Below are 18,542 nucleotides of genomic sequence, written 5' to 3' on the forward strand. Positions count from 1 at the left end.
CTTAATACAAGTGGCTAGGGCTACACACTTATGACGGGACAGGGCGTTTAGAACGACAGAAAACTGCTCCTGCGTTTTCTGCATTCGCCACATCCTTGTGGCTCCAGGTGTCGGCAGCAAGGATGCTGCCGCCAAGCCTACAGGGATGTATTTACGGCGCCCTGCGTTCTGAATGACTTGTCCTGTCTTAAGTTGGTAATCGTGGGTGGGTAGCCGCCCACCCCTTTTTTGCATAGACACAACACAGTAACCTTCTTGTTACCGCCAAAGAGTATGGTGGTTGTATACGCAATAACACGAAGCCCCCCTAACCCAATCACCGTTTAGCTATCACACGAGACCCGACATGAAACTGATAACAACGATTAGCACCGTGTTGCTTAGCAGCATTTTACTTACACCTACCCTAACCCACGCCGAAATGTTGGCGATGCTTAATTATGAATCTAAACCTAATGTAAAACCCAGACGTGAAGGCATAGCGATTATTGATGTAGACCCTAACTCCGCTCGCTTTGGTAAACAAATCGAGGATATACCGTTATCACCTGATTTAGTCGCCCATCATATTTTTTACAATAAAGATGCTAGCAAAGCTTATTTAACGGCTTTAGGTAATAACCCGTTACAAGTCATTGATATGACTAAACATCCTTATCAACCGAAAACCGTCTCAGTACCAGATTGCCAAGTCGCTGAAGATGTTGCGTTTTCTAAAGACAATAAAAACGTGGTATTTAACCTGCATGGGGTCAAGCAATGTTATCGTCGGCGACGCAGCTACGGATACTGCGATAAAAACCATTAGTGCGCCTGAAGCTGGTGGCAGCCAAACCTTTATTAGCTACCCCCACGGCATTAGTATTAATTCTGATATTGATAGAATCGTCGTGACAAGTACCGTCAGACCTTCAGATTTAGGCGCGCCAGGTGAAACTGTTTCAGTCATTGAAGCTAGCACGGGTAAGGTTTTATCAACCCATAAATTATCGGATACCGCCTCGCCCTCAGGTGTTTCGCCAGTAGAAGCCGTATTTTTACCCAATGCTGAACCTGCCTTAGTCTATGTTAATAACATGTTTGGCGGTAATGTATGGGCAGGCGTATGGGATAGTGGCGATAGCCAGTTTAAGTTCCGGCAAGTTTTCGATTTTGTACCCACTCAACAAGGCGTACCGTTGGAAATCTATTTCAACCACAAGCATGACAAAAATGTTTATCACAACGGCCAACCCTGGCTACCTAGACGTTTTTGACATTAGTCAGCCTACGCAACCAAAATTATTAAAAGCCATACCCACAGCCGGTGGGGCGCATCATGTAGTATTTTCACCTGATGAGCACTATGCGTTTGTACAAAATAGTTTTTTAAATTTACCCAATATGGATGATGGGTCTATTTCTGTTATAGACCTTCATAAAATGCAAAAAATAGCCGATATTAATACGTTGAAAGACCAAGGATTTAACCCAAATTGCATCGTTATGTTGCCTAAATGGCATCATGATGACGCACACTAACCACTTTTAGCTTGTCTTAAAAAGCCTGTGCGTCTCGCAATTTAGGGGCGCACAGACAACGTCTGTGTAGTGCTTAACCATCACGCCATTGCCATTACATTAAGTACTTAAGCCGATTTTTCGGAGTGCAAAACTTGCCCTGCACAAGATTAAACACCGCAAAAACAAGCCTTACACGCCAAGATAGCTTGGCTTAATTGCAACGAACCCTTACGCAGTACTGGGCAACCCAGCTAAAACACCATCAAATCGACACAACGATATGCACTTCCTGCCGATAATTAAGCCTTCAGATTCCCAGCATAGCTTGTATAATTGCGCGCTTTAAACCAAAAGCTCATCAAAAAACTATGGCATTGTATTGTGGTATCGTCGGACTCCCTAATGTAGGGAAATCAACCTTATTTAATGCGTTAACACGCGCTGAAATCGCCGCCGAAAACTATCCGTTTTGCACGATTGACCCCAACGTTGGCGTTGTACCGGTACCGGATGCACGCTTAGCTAAATTAGCCGAACTGGTCAAGCCAGAGCGCATATTACCTACAACAATAGAGTTCGTTGATATTGCCGGTTTAGTGGCAGGGGCATCTAAAGGCGAAGGTTTAGGTAATAAATTTCTTGCCAATATCCGAGAAACCGATGCGATTGCTCATGTGGTGCGTTGTTTTGAAGACGAAAATGTCGTTCACGTTGCGGGTAAAATTAATCCCATCTCGGATATAGAAGTGATTAACACAGAGTTAGCGCTTGCCGACATGGCTACGGTTGAAAAAGCCTTGTTACGCGTCAGCAAAAATGCAAAATCCGGCAATAAAGAAGAGCTGCATAAAAAACAAATCTTAGAACAAGTGTTTCAATGCTTAGATTCCGGAGCACCAGCACGAAGCCTAAAGCTAAGCGATGACGACAAAGCATTAATCAAAGAACTGTGCTTAATGACCTTAAAGCCGACTATGTACATCGCCAACGTGCATGACGACGGCTTAACCAACAACCCTTTTTTAGAACAAGTTCAAGCCTATGCGGATAAAGAAGACGCTCGTGTCGTACCGATTTGCGCCGCCATAGAAGCTGAAATTGCCTTGCTTGACGACGAAGAGAAAAAAGAATTTTTAGATGACCTAGGTTTAGAAGAACCTGGTTTAAATCGCGTCGTGCGCGCAGGTTATCAATTATTAAACTTAGCGACTTATTTCACCGCTGGCGTTAAAGAAGTGCGCGCATGGACTATTCCCATAGGCGCAACTGCACCACAAGCAGCAGGCGTTATCCATACCGATTTTGAACGCGGCTTTATCCGTGCGGAAGTCATTTCTTATCAAGATTATATTACACACAAAGGCGAGCAAGGCGCTAAGGATGCGGGCAAATGGCGTCTTGAAGGTAAAGAGTATGTTGTGCAAGACGGCGATGTCATGCATTTTAGATTCAATGTTTGACAAGAACTTTTTACATAACTATAATTATCGGCTCTTCACGTCCACATAAAAATGGCGATATAGCTCAGCTGGTTAGAGCGTGGGATTCATAACCCCAAGGTCGTGCGTTCGATCCGCACTATCGCCACCATATCAATGAAAAGAATGGATTTTTTCATTCGATTAGCAAAATATTTTACGTGCTAACACACTCTACACTCTAAAGCGAAGCCGATTTCTCAAGCTTCGCTTTTTTAATGCCTTAAGCAATCAGTTTTTTACCTTGCGCTAACTTGGGCAAATGCCCAGCTAAACCCATGGCATAACGCATCGCCAAATTTTTTTGCTGGCAACACTCGCTCAGCCAACCCTAAACCCAAGTTTCTAATAAGCTTGACTGGCATTATTTCATTACTAAACACCTGATAAAACACATCCATCACTGTCATCATCACTAAATTTTCCCGTTTACGCATTTGCTCGTAACGTTTTAAAACGGTTAGGTCGGCAATATCCTGCCCTTTGTGATGCGCCTCTAACAACACTTCACATAAAGCCGCCGCATCCAACAAACCAATATTAACCCCCTGCCCGGCTAACGGATTAATCATGTGCGCAGCATCGCCGACTAACGCAACACCCGGCTTAACATAATGCTGAGCATGTTGCCTGCGCAACGGAAAGCTAGCGGTTGCCAAAACAGTATTAATAGCACCTAAGCAATCAGGAAACGCCGACAATAATTCCTGCTTCAACTCAGTTAACGACAATTCCCGCAAGCGATTAACCTCGTCAGGACTGTGATACCACACTAAAGAAGCATAATGTCCGGACAAAGGCAAAAATGCTTGCGGCCCCGTTGGCACAAAACGCTGCCAGGTAATATCTTGCTGCCCATAAGCCGTTTCTACATACAGCACTAACGCATGTTGCTGATAGTCCCAACTGGTGACACCAATTCCCACCCGCTGCCTAACTTTAGAGTGACCACCATCTGCTGCAACCATAAGTTTAGCAGCAAGAATGCGACCATCGGTCAACTCAATTTCAGACACTTCACCCGGCGAATAGTGGATACGCGTAATCTCGGTCGGGCAAATCACTACGACATTATCAAAATCCTGCAATCGCTCTAATAACGCCAATTGCGTAATACGGTTTTCCACAATATAACCCAATTCGGGATAATGAATATCATCGCTACAAAACTCAGTATCACCACTCTCTTCCCAGACGCGCATACGTCGAAACGGACAATACCGGCGCGTAATAACACCTTCCCACGCACCTAAAGTAGCCAAAATCGTTTTTGACGCAATGCTTAATGCCGATACTCTTAAATCATGTGCTTGCTCGGCACTAAACGGCTGAGGCGGCAAATACTCCAACACGGCAACTTTTTAGGCCAGTATTACCTAAACCAGCCGCGACAGCCGCGCCCACCATGCCGCCACCGACAATCACTACATCAAAAAATTCTTTCATCAAATCTCCTTGCTGGCTGAAATCTCCCCTTTATACGGGGAATCGTTTTGTTGACAACGAGGCGAAAGCCTTGTTATCTTTCCGGGCAACCTCCTCATTAACGAGGAGGCAATCTACCGGCCTCTACCTGTCGGTGGCTTTGCCATTCGACAGATGAGGTCGGCTGTGGATTGAAACATCAACTATAAAGTAATCTAAATTTCAAAAATTTAGCCAACGGCCTAAAAAGTGACAGAATAGTCCAATTGCTATACAATTGACCGGTTTCGCTAAAAGAAATAGACCCGAACGCCTAGTCGTACTCGCAAGCGCTAGCATCATTAAACGACTCTATCACGCATTAGCGTAAAAAACGACTGTCAACGCCGATGCCAACCCGTTTCGGCATAACTAAGTAGTATGGAAGGCTTAAGCCATGAACAATTATTCCCGTTTCGATCAAACTGACTCTTTGCTATATAACGCCGATTTATCTCAGGACAGCTGCGGCGTCGGCTTTATCACGCATAAAAAAGGCCTACAATCTCATGATTTATTGATAAAAACTCATGAAGCGTTATGCACCATCCCACATCGTGGCGGTATGAGCGCAGAAGGCATAGGCGACGGAGCAGGCGTAAATATTGATTTATCACTTAAGTTCTTCCGTAAAATTACCCAAAATCCCGCGCTTGAGCTAGGTCAATTTGGTGTCGCGAATTTCTTTTACCCAGAAGATCATGACCACTACGATTCCGCCGCGCAAGAATTGGTTGAACGCCATTTTAAACAAGCCGGTTTACCTATTTTGCAATGGCGCAACGTTCCTGTCGATACTAAAACCTTAAGCCCTGCTGCACTAAAAGCGCAATTACCGATTAAACAATGCATTTTTGGACGTCCTGAACAACTAGCAAATGCTAGCCATGCTGAATTTGAAAAACACATCCAATCAACCTTACAACAAATTGAATTTGAAGGTTTTTCTCGTCGCGAATTAGAAGGCTTTTATCCGCTATCTATGAGTTCGCGCACTCAAGTCTACAAAGGCCGATTAAATTCGTTTGAGGTTATACCGTATTTCATCGACTTATATGATATAGATCATGAAATCAGCACATTATTTTTTCACACGCGCTTTTCAACCAATACCGCACCTGCAACGATAATGGCGCAGCCGTTCCGCTATATGGCGCACAACGGCGAACTCAATACCGACAAAAAAAATCGTTTAAGCGAAAACGCAATTGCCAGACAAAACAATAAAAATATCATTTTCCCTTGCGGCCAATCTGACTCAGGTCGATTAGATCAAACCCTAGCCCGTCGCATTAACGAAGACGGCATGGACATTGTTACGGCTGTTTTAGCAATGATGCCACCCGCATGGGAAAACGACACCACGTTATCGCCTAAAGTTAGAGCGATGTTGGAATACTTTAGTCTTTACGAAGAAAAAAAATGATGGCCCAGCTGCGTTAATCTTCTACGACGGCATACGCGTAGGTGCACGCCTAGACCGCTTAGGCTTACGGCCTTTACGCTCTGTTGAAACCGCTGATTATTTAGCGGTTATGTCAGAAGCGGGTCAAATCGATTTTCCACCCAAAGACGTGTTAAAACGCGGACGTATTGAAGCCGGCGGAATGCTGTATTTCGACCACAGTATAGGTCAAGCGTTTAACAGTCACGAAGTCATGGAGCGCTTAGCATCAGAACATGATTACTCAGCGCTATTAAAACAACGCTGTATACATTTAGCCGAGCTTGCTCACGTTGAATTAGGCGAATTAAGCCAAAACAATGACTTAACTATCGAACAACAACACACAGCCTATTCGTTAAACCAAGAAAGCTTTAAATTCATGCTAGACCCTATTTTGGCCACAGGCATGGAAAAAGTTTCTGCAATGGGCTATGGACTCGCGCCGAATGCCTTAACGAATGCAGAAGGTGGCATGTCGCGTTATTTTAGCCAGCGCTTTGCCCAAGTCACCAACCCACCCTTAGATTCGATACGGGAAAGCGATGGCATGACGTTGCGCGTCGCGTTAGGTGCTAAACCTAATTTCTCCGATGCCAAGAGCAAACAACTCATCATTGATTCGCCGATTCTACAACGCACCCAATTAGAAAAAATTAAACGGCAAACAGCAGTAAGCACGGTAACACTAGCCATGTTATTCCGTCCCGACTTTAATAATCCGCAACAAAACGAAGCGAATTTAGAACTCGCTTTAACCACGCTTTGCGACCAAATCGAAGCCGCAGCTAGAAACAATACCGGCATTATTGTTTTATCTGACTCAGGTATTAACCAAGAATTAGCCGCTATTCCTTGTATTTTAATGATAGCCGCTGCTAATCAGCGTTTAGTTTCACAAGGCCTACGCTTTAACTCGTCATTAATTGCCGAAACCGGCCAAGCTTCAAATCCGCATGATGTTGCAACGATATTAGGCTTTGGCGCTTCTGCGATATGCCCGTTAACTATTCACAATCGAGTCGTCAGTCAATACCCGGAACAAGAATGGCAAAAAGTGCTGGAGAAATTCCAAAAAGGCACCGAAAAATCACTGATGAAAACCATGGGCAAATTCGGCTTATGTACCGTAGAAAGCTATATTGGTGGTGAATTTTTCGAATCAAATTATATAGATACCGATGAGCCTAAGCTTACAGCGTATTTCCCCAACATACACTCATCAGTAGGCGGTGCTCGCTTTGCTGATATTGCGCAAAGCGCTGCTGAATGGCATCAAAAAGCCTTATCGGTCACCGCCGAAAAAGACATACCCTTTTTAGGCTTATTCAAAGAACGCCAAGATGGTGCCGGGCATTCTTACGGCAACACAGCGGTCAGAGAATATATTCACATGACCGATGAGCCGATACTGTATATCACTGAAACCAATAAGGACTCGACACCGGTCGCGAGCGATACCGCTTATTTAGACACAGGTTATGAACTGCGCACGCCTGAGCAAATCGACCGCTTTGGCGTTACCCCCGCTTACCGTAGCTTCACTAAAAATCTTTATCACGAGCGGGAATTAAGACCGGCGGCTTTACGCGACGTCATGGATTTTCCGGTAGATTTGACTAGCGCCCAGTCAGCGCAAGAACTGAACGCTGCACTCAGCAAACAAGATTTACACGGCAATCGTAACTTTGTTATACGCGGCCTCAAAGCCGTATGCACTCAGCCTAACCAAGTCACATTGGAATTGGCTAGTGCATTAAGCCAAGACATTCTCAATCATCTACTGGACTACATCAAGCAACGTTTCAGCCATATCGATTTTAGTGCCGAGCAAAAAACCAATACCTTGGTTATTACCACCGCAACGCCAGACAATGACTTAATCGACTATTTAAGCTCGCTTATACCGGCTAGAGCGCCAATAGCCTTAGCTGATGTGCAACCTGCTCATGAAATTACTAAAACCTTTGCATCGGGAGCGATGAGTCATGGCGCGTTACTTGCCGAAGCACATGAAGCTGTTGCTTTAGGCACTAATATTGTCGGCGCATTAAGCAATTCCGGCGAAGGTGGCGAACATTTCAGCCGCTTCAACACCTTACGCTCATGTAAAATTAAACAATTCGCCTCAGGGCGTTTTGGCGTCTGGGCCGGTTATCTAGCCGATCCAACCATTGAAGAAATTGAAATAAAAATCGCCCAAGGTGCAAAACCCGGTGAAGGCGGACAATTACCCGCTGCCAAAGTATCGGTAGAAATCGCGTCATTACGTGGCGGTACACCTAAAGTCGAACTCGTCAGCCCACCGCCGCACCATGACACCTACTCTATCGAAGATTTAGGCCAATTAATTCATGATGCCAAAGCCGCGCGTGTACGTGTTGGCGTTAAATTGGTGTCATCTGAAGGCATAGGCACTATCGCCGTTGGCGTTGCTAAAGCCGGTGCTGATGTCATTAACGTTGCTGGTAATACAGGCGGAACCGGCGCGGCGGCAGTCACTAGCTTAAAAAATAGTGGTCGCTCGCCCGAAATCGGTATTGCTGAAGTGCATCAAGCCTTAGCCGTTAACGGCTTACGCGATAAAGTTATCTTACGTTGCAGCGGCGCACATCAAAGTGGCGTCGATGTCGTAAAATCGGCCATTTTAGGTGCAGACTCATTTGAATTTGGCACGACCGCACTGATGATGTTACGTTGCGTCATGGCAAAAAATTGCAATATCAAATGTCCCGCTGGACTCACCACCGCGCATGAGGAATTCAAAGGCGATGCCAGAGTATTAGCGCAATACTTTATGAATTTAGCCCATGAAGTACGCGAAATCTTAGCGTCATTAGGCTATAAAAGCTTAGCGGAAATTCGTGGTCAAACCGACTTATTGCATTTGATTACACACCCATCAATGATTGGCCAAATCAACTTGAAAAAAATGTTAAATCAAGTTGATGTCGTCAAAATCGCCAAACCGATTTATTTAGAAGCTTGTTTTAATATCGATACCAAAATCATCGAACGGGTAAAAACCGACTTTATCACGACTAAAAGCGAACAGCTCATTATCGAAGGCGAAGGCTTTAAATTAAACAACCGCAATAAAACCGTTGGCGGACAAGCTGCTATCGACATCGAACGGCTATTAGCTTATGAACTGACTGAACAACAAGCACAAGACCATCCAAGCATTTACTATAATAAACATGGCCGTCGCTATTTAGCGCCAGACAGCATTATTATTCGTACCACCGGCTCAGCCGGACAAAGCTACGGCGCATTTTTAAATGACGGTATGCGCATGGAGCATTTAGGCACGTGTAACGATGGCGTGGGTAAATCGGCTTGTGGCGGCGTGTTAGTCGTCGAATCACCGGGCGGCGGTATCAAAACACCTGGCAATAACGTATTAATCGGCAACTTCGCATTATTCGGCGCAACGGGCGGCAAAGCGTTTATCAATGGTGAAGCGGGCGACCGGTTTGCTGTCAGAAACTCAGGCGCAATGGCGGTCGTTGAAGGGGTCGGCGATTTTGCCTGCGAATACATGACGAATGGTGCTGTTCTCAACATTGGTGGCTTCGGTAAAGGTTTTTGCAATGGCATGTCGGGCGGCAACGCTTATCAATACGACCCCGATAACCGCTTACAACACTTATATGACAAATCGTCTGTTGAGCTACATTCGATTACCGAAGATAACGACAATGCCCGCGCGCATGAGCAATTTATTATTGCCATGTTAGAGCAGCATAGAGACTATGCGAACTCAAGTAAGGCACGTTTGTTGCTTGATAATTGGGCTAGCGAACGCGTACATTTTCAAATACGCGATGCCGTTATGGTTATATAAAACCCAAACCGCAGCATATTTAAAGCAAACACTTGACCGTAAAGAAATGATAGAAGAGTTAGCGCAAGAACTCGCCAGACAACAAGTCGAACTGGTTAAAACGGCATACCAACACGCGCAACCTCTCTATGGCGGCATGATTCCAGGTGACAACAATGACGATGGTCGCATGGCTTATCGCTTAATTAATAGCTATGCGGTACTTGCCCATGCGCAACACGTAGCGCGGGAAAGCTTAAAATCTGCGCCCGACGCATTAAAAACGCTTAAAGGTATTGAGCAAGCCGCGCACAAATTAATAACTGAGCGTCCACGCAAATTGCAAGAAGCCCTGGTCAAAACTACGCGTATTGCTTATGGCAATTACAGCGACGAGCAACTCGCCACGTTAATCGCCGATAAACGCTTAAATGACTATAAATCTGCGTTAATTAATCGCTCAGTACAAAGCATTTACTCAATAGGTTCAACCGCATGGATTATTGAGCAACAAACGATTAACCGCAAAGCACTTGCCGACATAAACGCTGTTGAAAGCTATTTAGCAGAACAATGTGGTTTAGAGCTAGTGCAAACTTTAATGACTGCACAACCTGCATAATGTAGCGAAAGCCTGTTTCTTTTATACCTTCCGGCTCACTCTGCGAGCCGGAAACAGCCTTGTTATCAGTGAACTCAATGAAATTACCTCAACTACCCTCAGACGCGCCTTTTAGCGAGAGCCAGCGAGCTTGGCTAAACGGTTTTTTCGCTGGGCTAAAAACCAGCCTAGCACAAAGCAATAACATAAACAGCGGGCAAGACACCACAACTGTCAATATCTTATACGGTAGCCAAACAGGCAATGCTGAATCCGTTGCTAACGATACCGCTGCCGCCGCCAAAGCGCATGGCCTAAAAGCCATTGTCAAAAGCATGAGCGAAATTGATAGCGCCCAACTTGCAAGCATGGACTACCTGCTGATTGTTACTAGCACATACGGCGAAGGTGAAATGCCCGATAATGCGCAAATGCTTTGGGAAGCCGTCAATACCGATACAGCGCCCAATTTAGAGAAGGTAAAATTCTCGGTATTAGCACTAGGCGATACCGCATACGACTTATTCTGCCAAGCAGGTAAAGACTGGGATAGGAGACTCGCCGAATTAGGTGCAACTCGGCTTTATGAGCGCACCGATTGTGATGTGGAATTTGAAGAACCTGCACATTTATGGAGCAGCTCCGTTATTACCTTAATCGCGGGTAACTCAGCCACAGTAGCAGCGACTACAACAGCACCGGCGATTGATAGCAAACCGTTTTATAACCGAAAAAACCCATTCCCCGCGAAATTATTAGTCAATAAACGGGTCACGGCTGATAACTCATCAAAAGAAACCCGGCATTATGAAATTTCTATCGCCGGTTCCGGTTTAACTTATGAGGCCGGTGATGCATTATGTATATTTCCGACCAACTGCCCTGAATTAGTCGCCGATATTATCAGCGCGATAGGGTGTAATGGTCAGGAAGAAGAACCGGTTAATGGCGAACTCATACCATTAACAGAGGCTTTACGCACGCTATTTGAAATCAAAACCCCTAGCAAAGAACTATTAGAAGAAATCGCCAAGCGTTCTAGCGATCCAGAATTAAACGAGTTATTACAAAGCGGAGACAAAGACCGTTTAGCGAAGTATTTATGGGGACGCGACACCTTAGATTTATTAAGACAGTTCCCACAATGTGAATTCTCTGCCGCTGAATTATTGAGTTTATTAAAACCACTGCAACACCGAGCCTACTCCATCTCATCTAGCAGCAAGTTATACCCCGACACAGTGCACTTAACCGTCGCTAGCGTACGCTATGAAAGCTTAGGCCGTACTCACAAAGGCGTTTGCTCGACTTACTTAGCCGATTTAGTCGATGACAACACCGATGTGCGTTGCTTTTTTATCCCTAATAAAACCTTTAGAGTACCTGATAACGACAGCTTACCAATGATTATGGTCGGCCCTGGCACTGGTATTGCTCCGTTCCGAGCCTTCTTACAAGAACGGCAATATCGCAAAGCCCCAGGTAAAAATTGGTTATTTTTCGGCGACCGTAATGCTGAGACCGATTTTATGTACCGCGAAGAAATAGACGCCATGATGCAACAAGGCTTGCTCACACGCTTAGACCTTGCCTTCTCGCGCGACCAAGCAGAAAAAAATTTATGTGCAAGACCGAATGATAGAGCATGGCGCAGAACTGTTTGCCTGGTTAGAACAAGGCGGTTATTTCTTCGTCTGTGGCGATGCTTACCGCATGGCGAAAGACGTAGACAAAGCCTTACACCAAGTCATTGCCACTCATGGCGGTAAGACTGAGCAAGCCGCGATAGACTATGTTAATCAACTGAAAAAAGATAAGCGTTATGTCAGGGATGTGTATTAAGCTCATACAGATTTAGACGTGTATAGGGTGCGCACTGCGTACCCTAGAAAACTTCACCTTAACTCATCGCGTTCACACCAATAACAACTCAGGATCTGGTCTAAAATTAAAAGCCAATGGCTCAGCCTGATGTCCGCTATCTGGAAAAAGATGGCAAATTTTTTGCTTTTCCTGCTCAGGCCAGCCGTCTATGATTAAGCCATTGAGTTCCGCCTCGCTTTTTATGCACTCTATCGCGCATAAAAATATGAGTAATTCTGGCTTGAACCCGCTCAGGTAAATTAGCAAAATCTGGATTAAAATTCAGACTCAACAACGTTCTTTCAGCATCAGACGTATTTGCATACGTGCTGTGCAATAAACGCGCGTCTTTCACGACAATATCCCCTGGCATTACCTCAATCGCCTGCTCACCTGACCACGATTGATATAACGGATGCTCAGGATTTTCTACTCTACACATAGACGCGCCGTAAGCCACATCAAACCCATGCAGAGAATGCTTACGCCTATGACTGCCTGGAATGACGCGCAAACAACCATTCTCAACGTTAGTCGGGCTTAGATAAATCATCAAATTCACTTGCAAAATACGCTCGCTATAAGAAATAGCATCGTCCCAACCCCACCAATCTTGATGCCAAAATAACGCCGGGCTCATAGGTGGCTTGCTAATGACCGAACCGCTACTAAACACATAACCTGGTAACGCTAAATCAGCAAATAACTTCGTCAAACACGCATCGCTTAATACATCAGCAAACATGGGATAATCAGAAATATCAGCAATACAGCCTTGGGCTTTAAAAAAAGCCCTGTGCTCATCGGTTACATTAGTCAATACTTGGCTGCAATAATCTTGTATTTCTCTCAATCTATGCGCAGTAATACGCTGATGTAAAATACAATAACCTTGGCGTTCGAGTTGAAGTCTATTAACCGATTTCATATCTATAACTCCCCACTATTTTTGCTGAAGATTTGATAAAGCAACTTAAAATATGCTGTTAAAATTTGTCGCTAAAGTATAGTCACTCAAAACCTCATTCAACAGCTTAACGCGAATAAAAACTATGATAAGCATAGCGCAAGAACCACATAAAACCTTATTATCTGTTGATGGGCCAGGTGACTTTTATACCACAGGCTACGTCGTGCCAGCTTTACAACACGAACAACAGAACTAACCAACCCAAGAACCCATTACTTTAAAAGTCACATCATGCACGTCACATTAGTCCATGTTCACGTCTTACCTGAACACATTAGCGATTTTATTAGCGCAACCCAGCTAAACCATGCAGCATCGATTCAAGAAGCGGGTAATCGCCGCTTTGATGTATTGCAAGCCCCCGACAACCCTAGCCAATTTATTCTGTATGAAGCCTACGTGTCAGCAGAGGATGCCGCATTGCATAAACAAACCGCACATTATTTAACTTGGCGAGAAACAGTTGCGCCCTGGATGGCTGAACCGCGCCAAGGTGTGCTTTATCAAGCCTATTGCCAAAGGTTAAGCTATGAATTTCAATACGTTTACAGTATCGCGTTTACCGCGTATTTTATTTGGCGCTGGACGCCTCAAAGAAGTGCCGAAATTAACGGCCAGTTTTGGACAACAAGCGTTAATCGTCACCGGCAAACACTCGTTTATCAATAGCCGCCGCTGGCCTGAATTCACTGAAGCGTTGTCACAACAAGGCGTAAGCTGGCAACAAGTAACGGTTTCCGGCGAACCGTCGCCAAGCTTAATAGACACTACGGTCGCTACATTTCGCTCAGAGGCTATCGATGTTGTCATCGCAATAGGTGGCGGTAGCGTACTCGATGCCGCCAAAGCCATTGCTGGTTTATTACCGCACGGCAACTCAGTGTTAGACCATTTAGAAGGTGTAGGCCGAAACATTCCCTATCAAGGGCCTAGCACACCATTTATCGCGATACCTACCACCGCCGGTACCGGCAGTGAAGCCACGAAAAAACGCCGTATTAAGTGAGCAAGGACCTAACGGCTATAAAAAATCATTCCGCGATGAATGCTTAGTACCTAATTATGCTGTCATAGACCCCGAGTTATTAGCTAGTTGCCCTGCCGAACTCATCGCAGCCGATGGCATGGACGCCTTCACCCAACTACTAGAATCCTATGTCTCAAGCAAAGCCAACCCGTTTACCGACGCTTTAGCCTTAAGCGGACTACAAGCTGTTAAATCCGGCTTGTTCTCCGCCTGGCAAGGCCTAGAACCCGAAGCCGCGCAAGGTAGAGCCGCTATGGCGTATGCGGCGTTATTATCCGGTATTACACTCGCGCAAGTCGGTTTAGGCTCAGTACACGGCCTAGCCTCACCCTTAGGCGCTTATTTTCCCATTCCGCATGGCGTAGTCTGCGGCACACTCGTCGCAGCCGCCACTGAAATCAATATCCGCGCCCTACAACAACGCGACCCTCAGCATCCCGCACTGAACAAATACGCTGAAATTGGACGCTTATTACTCGATAACCTGGCTTTAGACGACGAGCAAGCCCGTACCGGCTTAGTCAACTGCTTACACGACTGGAGTGAGCGGCTACAACTACCTCGTTTACGCAGTTATAACATTAGCCCTGAAGATTTTCCCGTTATCGTAGCCAATAGCCGTGGCAGTAGTATGCAAACTAATCCGATTGTGTTAACTGATGAGGAGATTAGTGAGGTTTTGCTGAGTCGTTTATAAAACTATATTTAATACTAATTCGTCAATGTTGGATTTATTGATGGTATTGGCAAAAACTTCTAGGTTGTGCTAAATTCTGTTGGCCATTTGAAAGAGATAATCTGTTAATGGTTGGAAAATTATTTAGCCGACTGTGTGATGTGAGGTTTTGCGTCACACGGTTGGCTAATTTATGTTGGGCAATCAAACCAAGCGCCATTTTGATGCCTGGCTTCGATAAAAACGGCGAGGAGTCCTTGATATGCTAACCATAGTAAAAAAATATAAGTTGTTGGGTTTGTTTTTAATTTTTAGCTTCGTATTGCCAAGCGTATCTTTTGCCGAAGCAAAGGGTTATGTTCCCGTTAGTGTCAATACGCCCTTTGTTGCAAAAACAAATGGCTTTGTCGTTGTGAAGTTGTTGGCTGACACCACTGAACGGAACGTCGTTGCCCAAGGTATCGTGGATGAGGAGACTGTTGCTTCCGCCTCAGCAGCGGATAATGAAGGCTCCATTATCTCTACTGCGACACAAAGCTTTACCTTTCCAGTTCGCAAAGGCTCAAATTGGGAAGTAGATAGTACCTTTGGCAGCTCTAAAGTTGAAGTCCATTGGTTTACTTTTGGTATTTCTCTGTAACAAAAACAAACGCTGTAACACGTAAATAGTATAGATGTAAGGGGATTCGCCGATAGGCAATCCGCCATTTCGGAGTACACCGATGGCGGTTTGCTATCGTGACACTGTCCTACGAGCTTTGGGCACACCGATTATGAGGTGAATGGTGGGCAGAAAAGCGTTGCAGGCACTACAAGGCGTATGATTCAACTGAAAAATATATTTCACGAACTTGTTTTGGCTATTATTCTATTTGTTAATATTTCAAAATGTTCATAACATGCCCTTACGGCGTGAAAATGCGCGCCTATTGCCCCATCGGCAGGTTTTAGTAAGAAGATAGGCTTTTTAGCTTCCATCGACATAGGTGCAAGGCTGTGGTAATGCTTCAACATTGCTAAACAGTTATTGTCTGTAGCTACTGAAACAGGGACATCAGCGCCAACTGATCTTAAAACGTATTCTAAATAGACCTGCGGTATTCTATCCGCCCATTTTACATAGGATTTAACCGGGCTGCTGCTTCGGTCAGTGTATTGCATGACTAAGTAGCCAATAGGCTTCATTTCACCACGGGGAATGTCATTTTTGTCTTTTTCAGGCGGGTATTCTGATACCCGTTTACCCCATTGGTTCTTCCAATCATTCAGTGTTTTTCCTAAATTTTTTATACCTTGTAAAGAAAACAAATCAGCTGCGACTGGCAATACCACAAATTCACTTGAAATCAAAACTGCCCGGTTAATCGCACCTAAGTTTGGGCCGACATCAATTAAAACATAGTCGGCATGGCAACGTTTCGCTGCATCTTGTATTAAGGTTCTGAATACAGATGTGATTTTAAAACCAATTACCTTGCCTTCAACACATTTTGTCCAAGCATCGCTTAAGGTGTCTTCAAAGGCTGATAGCGAGAGATTGCCTATTAAAAGCGACAGATGCTCCGTTATTTTTTCAATATGCACGGGCTGATAGGGATCACCCTCGCTTACTGGCATAATGGCATCAAGGATGGTGACCTTTTGTTCTTCCAAAACAATTTCTTCCATTCTTTCCGTGGTTAAAAAGATAGAGGAAAGATTGCATTGCGGATCTAAATCAACAGCCAAAACGTTAAAACCCAATTCATTTAACATCCAAGCAATATGGTAAACCGTAGTGGTTTTGCCGACGCCGCCCTTATTATTGAAAAAGGTGATGATTTTCATACGGCCACCATTTTTCTTAGTGTGACGCTGAAATGCAAAGGCAAGTCAAAAATAAATTCAGCGGGCGGGTTGCCGTTTGCTTTTAATTCTGCTTGGGCTGTGGCTATGCCGCGATTGAATTTGTTCACATAACCCATTATTTTCAGCGCTTCGGCGATGATGGGATTACGGTAGTCATTTTGATGCGGAAAATTGTCAGGCCGGGCCGAACCATATAAACCGCCGGGATTGGAGATTTCTATTCTGTCGCTAAATTCATAAAATTTTACTGGCGCGTTCGATTCATAATTGCGGTGCATTACTGCATTATTCAGCAATTCCCTAATTGCTCTGAATGGATAGCTTCTGGTCATTAATTCTTTTAGGGCAGAAACTCTCACTGGACGTTCTTCAATATTGTTTTTTACAAACAAGTCCAGTTGGCGCATGGTAGACAGCAAATCTCCCGAAAACTCAACTTCATTGAGAACATCGCTATCCATTGAATCACCAGAAAACAGTACATATTGAACATAAGCGCCTGGCATATAAAATTTAGGATTATTACCCAATAATAAAATGCCGGCATAAGTCGGGCAATCATAGACTAAATCGTACAAGCGCAAGGAAGCCAATTGCTGTTTTATCTCGCGATGATTTGAGGCTAAAGTGTCAGCATCAATGGCATTTGGCAGATAAGTCAATTTAAACAGTTCGATATTTATATCTGCTAACGTGCTATTAAATACTGGGGAAACGTCAAATGTTCTAGTGTTCGCCGTACGTTTTTCTATCAAGCGTAATTCTTCTGCCTCGTTAGCAATTGCTTTGCTTGGCCCGACGCGAATCCATACATTTCCTTGGTAACGGACAGGTGGAAACGGGCTAGGAAAAACTTCCACGACGGCAACTTCGCCTTCTGGCAAGCTATATTTTTGTATTGTAAGTGATGGTTGCGGCAAAATCTGGCCATTGTTACGAATAGCTGCCAAGCTGGTCAATAATTTGTCAGAAATGTTCAAGCCCGCTAATTTTCCTGTTTTATCTTCAGCACCAATAATTAAATAACCAGGTTGTTTGTGGTTAGGAAAGTCGTTGGAAAATGCACAAATGGCTTCTGAAAATTTATCGGTTTTATTTTCTGAAACCGTTCTTTCTATTCTGTCTGATTCTAAATCGGACAACATATTTAGTAATTCTTCTACCGATAGCATGAATGATAAACCTACTTAAAACTCTTGTTGATTACAGTATATTACACATTCGATTCCACCTATCTCCAAACCCTCAATCTCCTGTAAAAATTTTCCCGCAGCCTACAACTAATGTGACATAAATTTCATGACCTATATCAACGCGGTAAGACGGATTCGCCGATAAACAATCCGCTATTTCGAAGTACACCTACGAGCTTTATTTGCCCCTTAGCAACCCTGTAATTCGGATGCGCACACAAAATCCGAGCTCAAACGGCTACGCGCCAAAAGTTGCGTAGCAACATTTGGCGCACCCGCTGCATCCCCCAGTGATACAGCTTGCTCGGCTAATTCCCCCTCTTTAAGCTGCAACTTTTGTCTCAGCTCATCTCTGTTGAATAAACCGATAATTCCTCTACAACATTATGAATTATAAAGAAAAAAATATGCATCTATGGTTGGCACAGTAATCGCTCCATTGTCCATGAGTTAAAACTCATTAATGCGATAAATAACTTAAACAAACTGGAGAATACGATGAATATGAAAACTAAACTGTTATCAACGGCTATTCTGTTAACCGGCTTAACCCCATTAGTCTCTCAAGCACTGACATTACCACTGAGCGCTGATGCTCACATTGCTAGTGTCAATGCTGGCACGGCTGTCGGCGTTAATGTATCCCCTT

Annotated in this window: 16 protein-coding genes, 1 tRNA gene and 1 pseudogene; 14 read left to right on the top strand and 4 right to left on the bottom strand. The window is 44.4% G+C overall.

Annotated features, from left to right (window positions below):
• Positions 1-346: 346 nt before the first annotated feature.
• From VZ94_RS28115 to VZ94_RS05730, 5 genes are all read left to right on the top strand, one after another.
• Positions 347-808, top strand: coding sequence for an LVIVD repeat-containing protein (locus VZ94_RS28115; RefSeq protein WP_239649664.1), 462 nt, complete (start codon positions 347-349; stop codon positions 806-808).
• Entirely contained in the window at positions 747-1,256 is a 510-nt protein-coding gene (locus VZ94_RS28120; protein ID WP_239649665.1) for a YncE family protein, read from the top strand. The genes VZ94_RS28115 and VZ94_RS28120 overlap by 62 nt, the downstream gene beginning before the upstream one ends.
• Positions 1,213-1,521 (top strand): YncE family protein, encoded by a 309-nt coding sequence (locus tag VZ94_RS28125; protein ID WP_239649666.1) that lies wholly within the window; start codon positions 1,213-1,215, stop codon positions 1,519-1,521. Before VZ94_RS28120 ends, VZ94_RS28125 begins: the two co-directional genes overlap by 44 nt.
• 350 nt (positions 1,522-1,871) lie before the next feature.
• Entirely contained in the window at positions 1,872-2,963 is a 1,092-nt protein-coding gene (gene ychF, locus VZ94_RS05725) for a redox-regulated ATPase YchF (RefSeq protein WP_045778505.1), read from the top strand.
• A 53-nt stretch (positions 2,964-3,016) separates the two neighbouring features.
• A tRNA-Met gene (locus VZ94_RS05730) sits at positions 3,017-3,093 on the top strand.
• 111 nt (positions 3,094-3,204) lie between these two features.
• Here VZ94_RS05730 and VZ94_RS05735 read toward each other — a convergent pair.
• Positions 3,205-4,427, bottom strand: a pseudogene (locus VZ94_RS05735) (FAD-dependent monooxygenase).
• Between the two features lie 415 nt (positions 4,428-4,842).
• Between VZ94_RS05735 and VZ94_RS30280 the strand changes: the two are divergent.
• The 5 genes from VZ94_RS30280 (at position 4,843) to VZ94_RS30290 (ending at position 12,158) form a co-directional block, all read left to right on the top strand.
• The gene (locus tag VZ94_RS30280; RefSeq protein WP_275575147.1) at positions 4,843-5,871 is read left to right on the top strand and encodes a class II glutamine amidotransferase domain-containing protein; all 1,029 of its coding nucleotides are present in this window, start codon (positions 4,843-4,845) and stop codon (positions 5,869-5,871) included.
• A 31-nt stretch (positions 5,872-5,902) separates the two neighbouring features.
• Entirely contained in the window at positions 5,903-9,736 is a 3,834-nt protein-coding gene (locus VZ94_RS30285; protein WP_275575150.1) for a glutamate synthase-related protein, read from the top strand.
• Positions 9,717-10,337 (top strand): hypothetical protein, encoded by a 621-nt coding sequence (locus VZ94_RS28135; RefSeq protein ID WP_239649667.1) that lies wholly within the window; start codon positions 9,717-9,719, stop codon positions 10,335-10,337. Before VZ94_RS30285 ends, VZ94_RS28135 begins: the two co-directional genes overlap by 20 nt.
• A gap of 77 nt (positions 10,338-10,414) precedes the next feature.
• Complete coding sequence (locus VZ94_RS05745; protein WP_239649668.1) at positions 10,415-12,085, top strand: diflavin oxidoreductase; 1,671 nt, start codon at positions 10,415-10,417, stop codon at positions 12,083-12,085.
• Entirely contained in the window at positions 12,030-12,158 is a 129-nt protein-coding gene (locus tag VZ94_RS30290) for a hypothetical protein (RefSeq protein ID WP_275575148.1), read from the top strand. Before VZ94_RS05745 ends, VZ94_RS30290 begins: the two co-directional genes overlap by 56 nt.
• Before the next feature lie 175 nt (positions 12,159-12,333).
• On the opposite strand, the gene VZ94_RS22285 is transcribed toward VZ94_RS30290, so the two are convergent.
• Positions 12,334-13,107, bottom strand: a complete 774-nt coding sequence (locus VZ94_RS22285) for a phytanoyl-CoA dioxygenase family protein (protein WP_052700246.1) — start codon at positions 13,105-13,107, stop codon at positions 12,334-12,336.
• Between the two features lie 273 nt (positions 13,108-13,380).
• Between VZ94_RS22285 and VZ94_RS28140 the strand changes: the two genes are divergently transcribed.
• The 4 genes from VZ94_RS28140 to VZ94_RS05765 all read left to right on the top strand — a co-directional run bounded on the left by VZ94_RS28140 (position 13,381) and on the right by VZ94_RS05765 (position 15,492).
• Positions 13,381-13,818, top strand: a complete 438-nt coding sequence (locus VZ94_RS28140) for an antibiotic biosynthesis monooxygenase (RefSeq protein ID WP_239649669.1) — start codon at positions 13,381-13,383, stop codon at positions 13,816-13,818.
• Positions 13,748-14,155, top strand: a complete 408-nt coding sequence (locus VZ94_RS30295) for an iron-containing alcohol dehydrogenase (RefSeq protein WP_275575151.1) — start codon at positions 13,748-13,750, stop codon at positions 14,153-14,155. The genes VZ94_RS28140 and VZ94_RS30295 overlap by 71 nt, the downstream gene beginning before the upstream one ends.
• Positions 14,124-14,873: a dehydroquinate synthase/iron-containing alcohol dehydrogenase family protein gene (locus VZ94_RS05760; RefSeq protein ID WP_275575149.1), complete on the top strand. Its 750-nt coding sequence runs from the start codon at positions 14,124-14,126 to the stop codon at positions 14,871-14,873. Before VZ94_RS30295 ends, VZ94_RS05760 begins: the two co-directional genes overlap by 32 nt.
• Before the next feature lie 241 nt (positions 14,874-15,114).
• Positions 15,115-15,492 carry a hypothetical protein gene (locus VZ94_RS05765; RefSeq protein ID WP_045778506.1) on the top strand — a complete coding sequence of 126 codons (378 nt, stop codon included), beginning with the start codon at positions 15,115-15,117 and terminating at the stop codon, positions 15,490-15,492.
• A gap of 203 nt (positions 15,493-15,695) precedes the next feature.
• Here the strand turns inward: VZ94_RS05765 and VZ94_RS05770 are convergent, their stop codons facing one another.
• Positions 15,696-16,679, bottom strand: a complete 984-nt coding sequence (locus VZ94_RS05770) for a ParA family protein (protein WP_045778507.1) — start codon at positions 16,677-16,679, stop codon at positions 15,696-15,698.
• Positions 16,676-17,872, bottom strand: a complete 1,197-nt coding sequence (locus VZ94_RS05775; protein ID WP_045778508.1) for an RNA-binding domain-containing protein — start codon at positions 17,870-17,872, stop codon at positions 16,676-16,678. The genes VZ94_RS05770 and VZ94_RS05775 overlap by 4 nt, the downstream gene beginning before the upstream one ends.
• Between the last annotated feature and the right edge of the window lie 670 nt (positions 17,873-18,542).

This window comes from Methylocucumis oryzae (assembly GCF_000963695.1).
GTDB lineage: Bacteria > Pseudomonadota > Gammaproteobacteria > Methylococcales > Methylomonadaceae > Methylovulum > Methylovulum oryzae.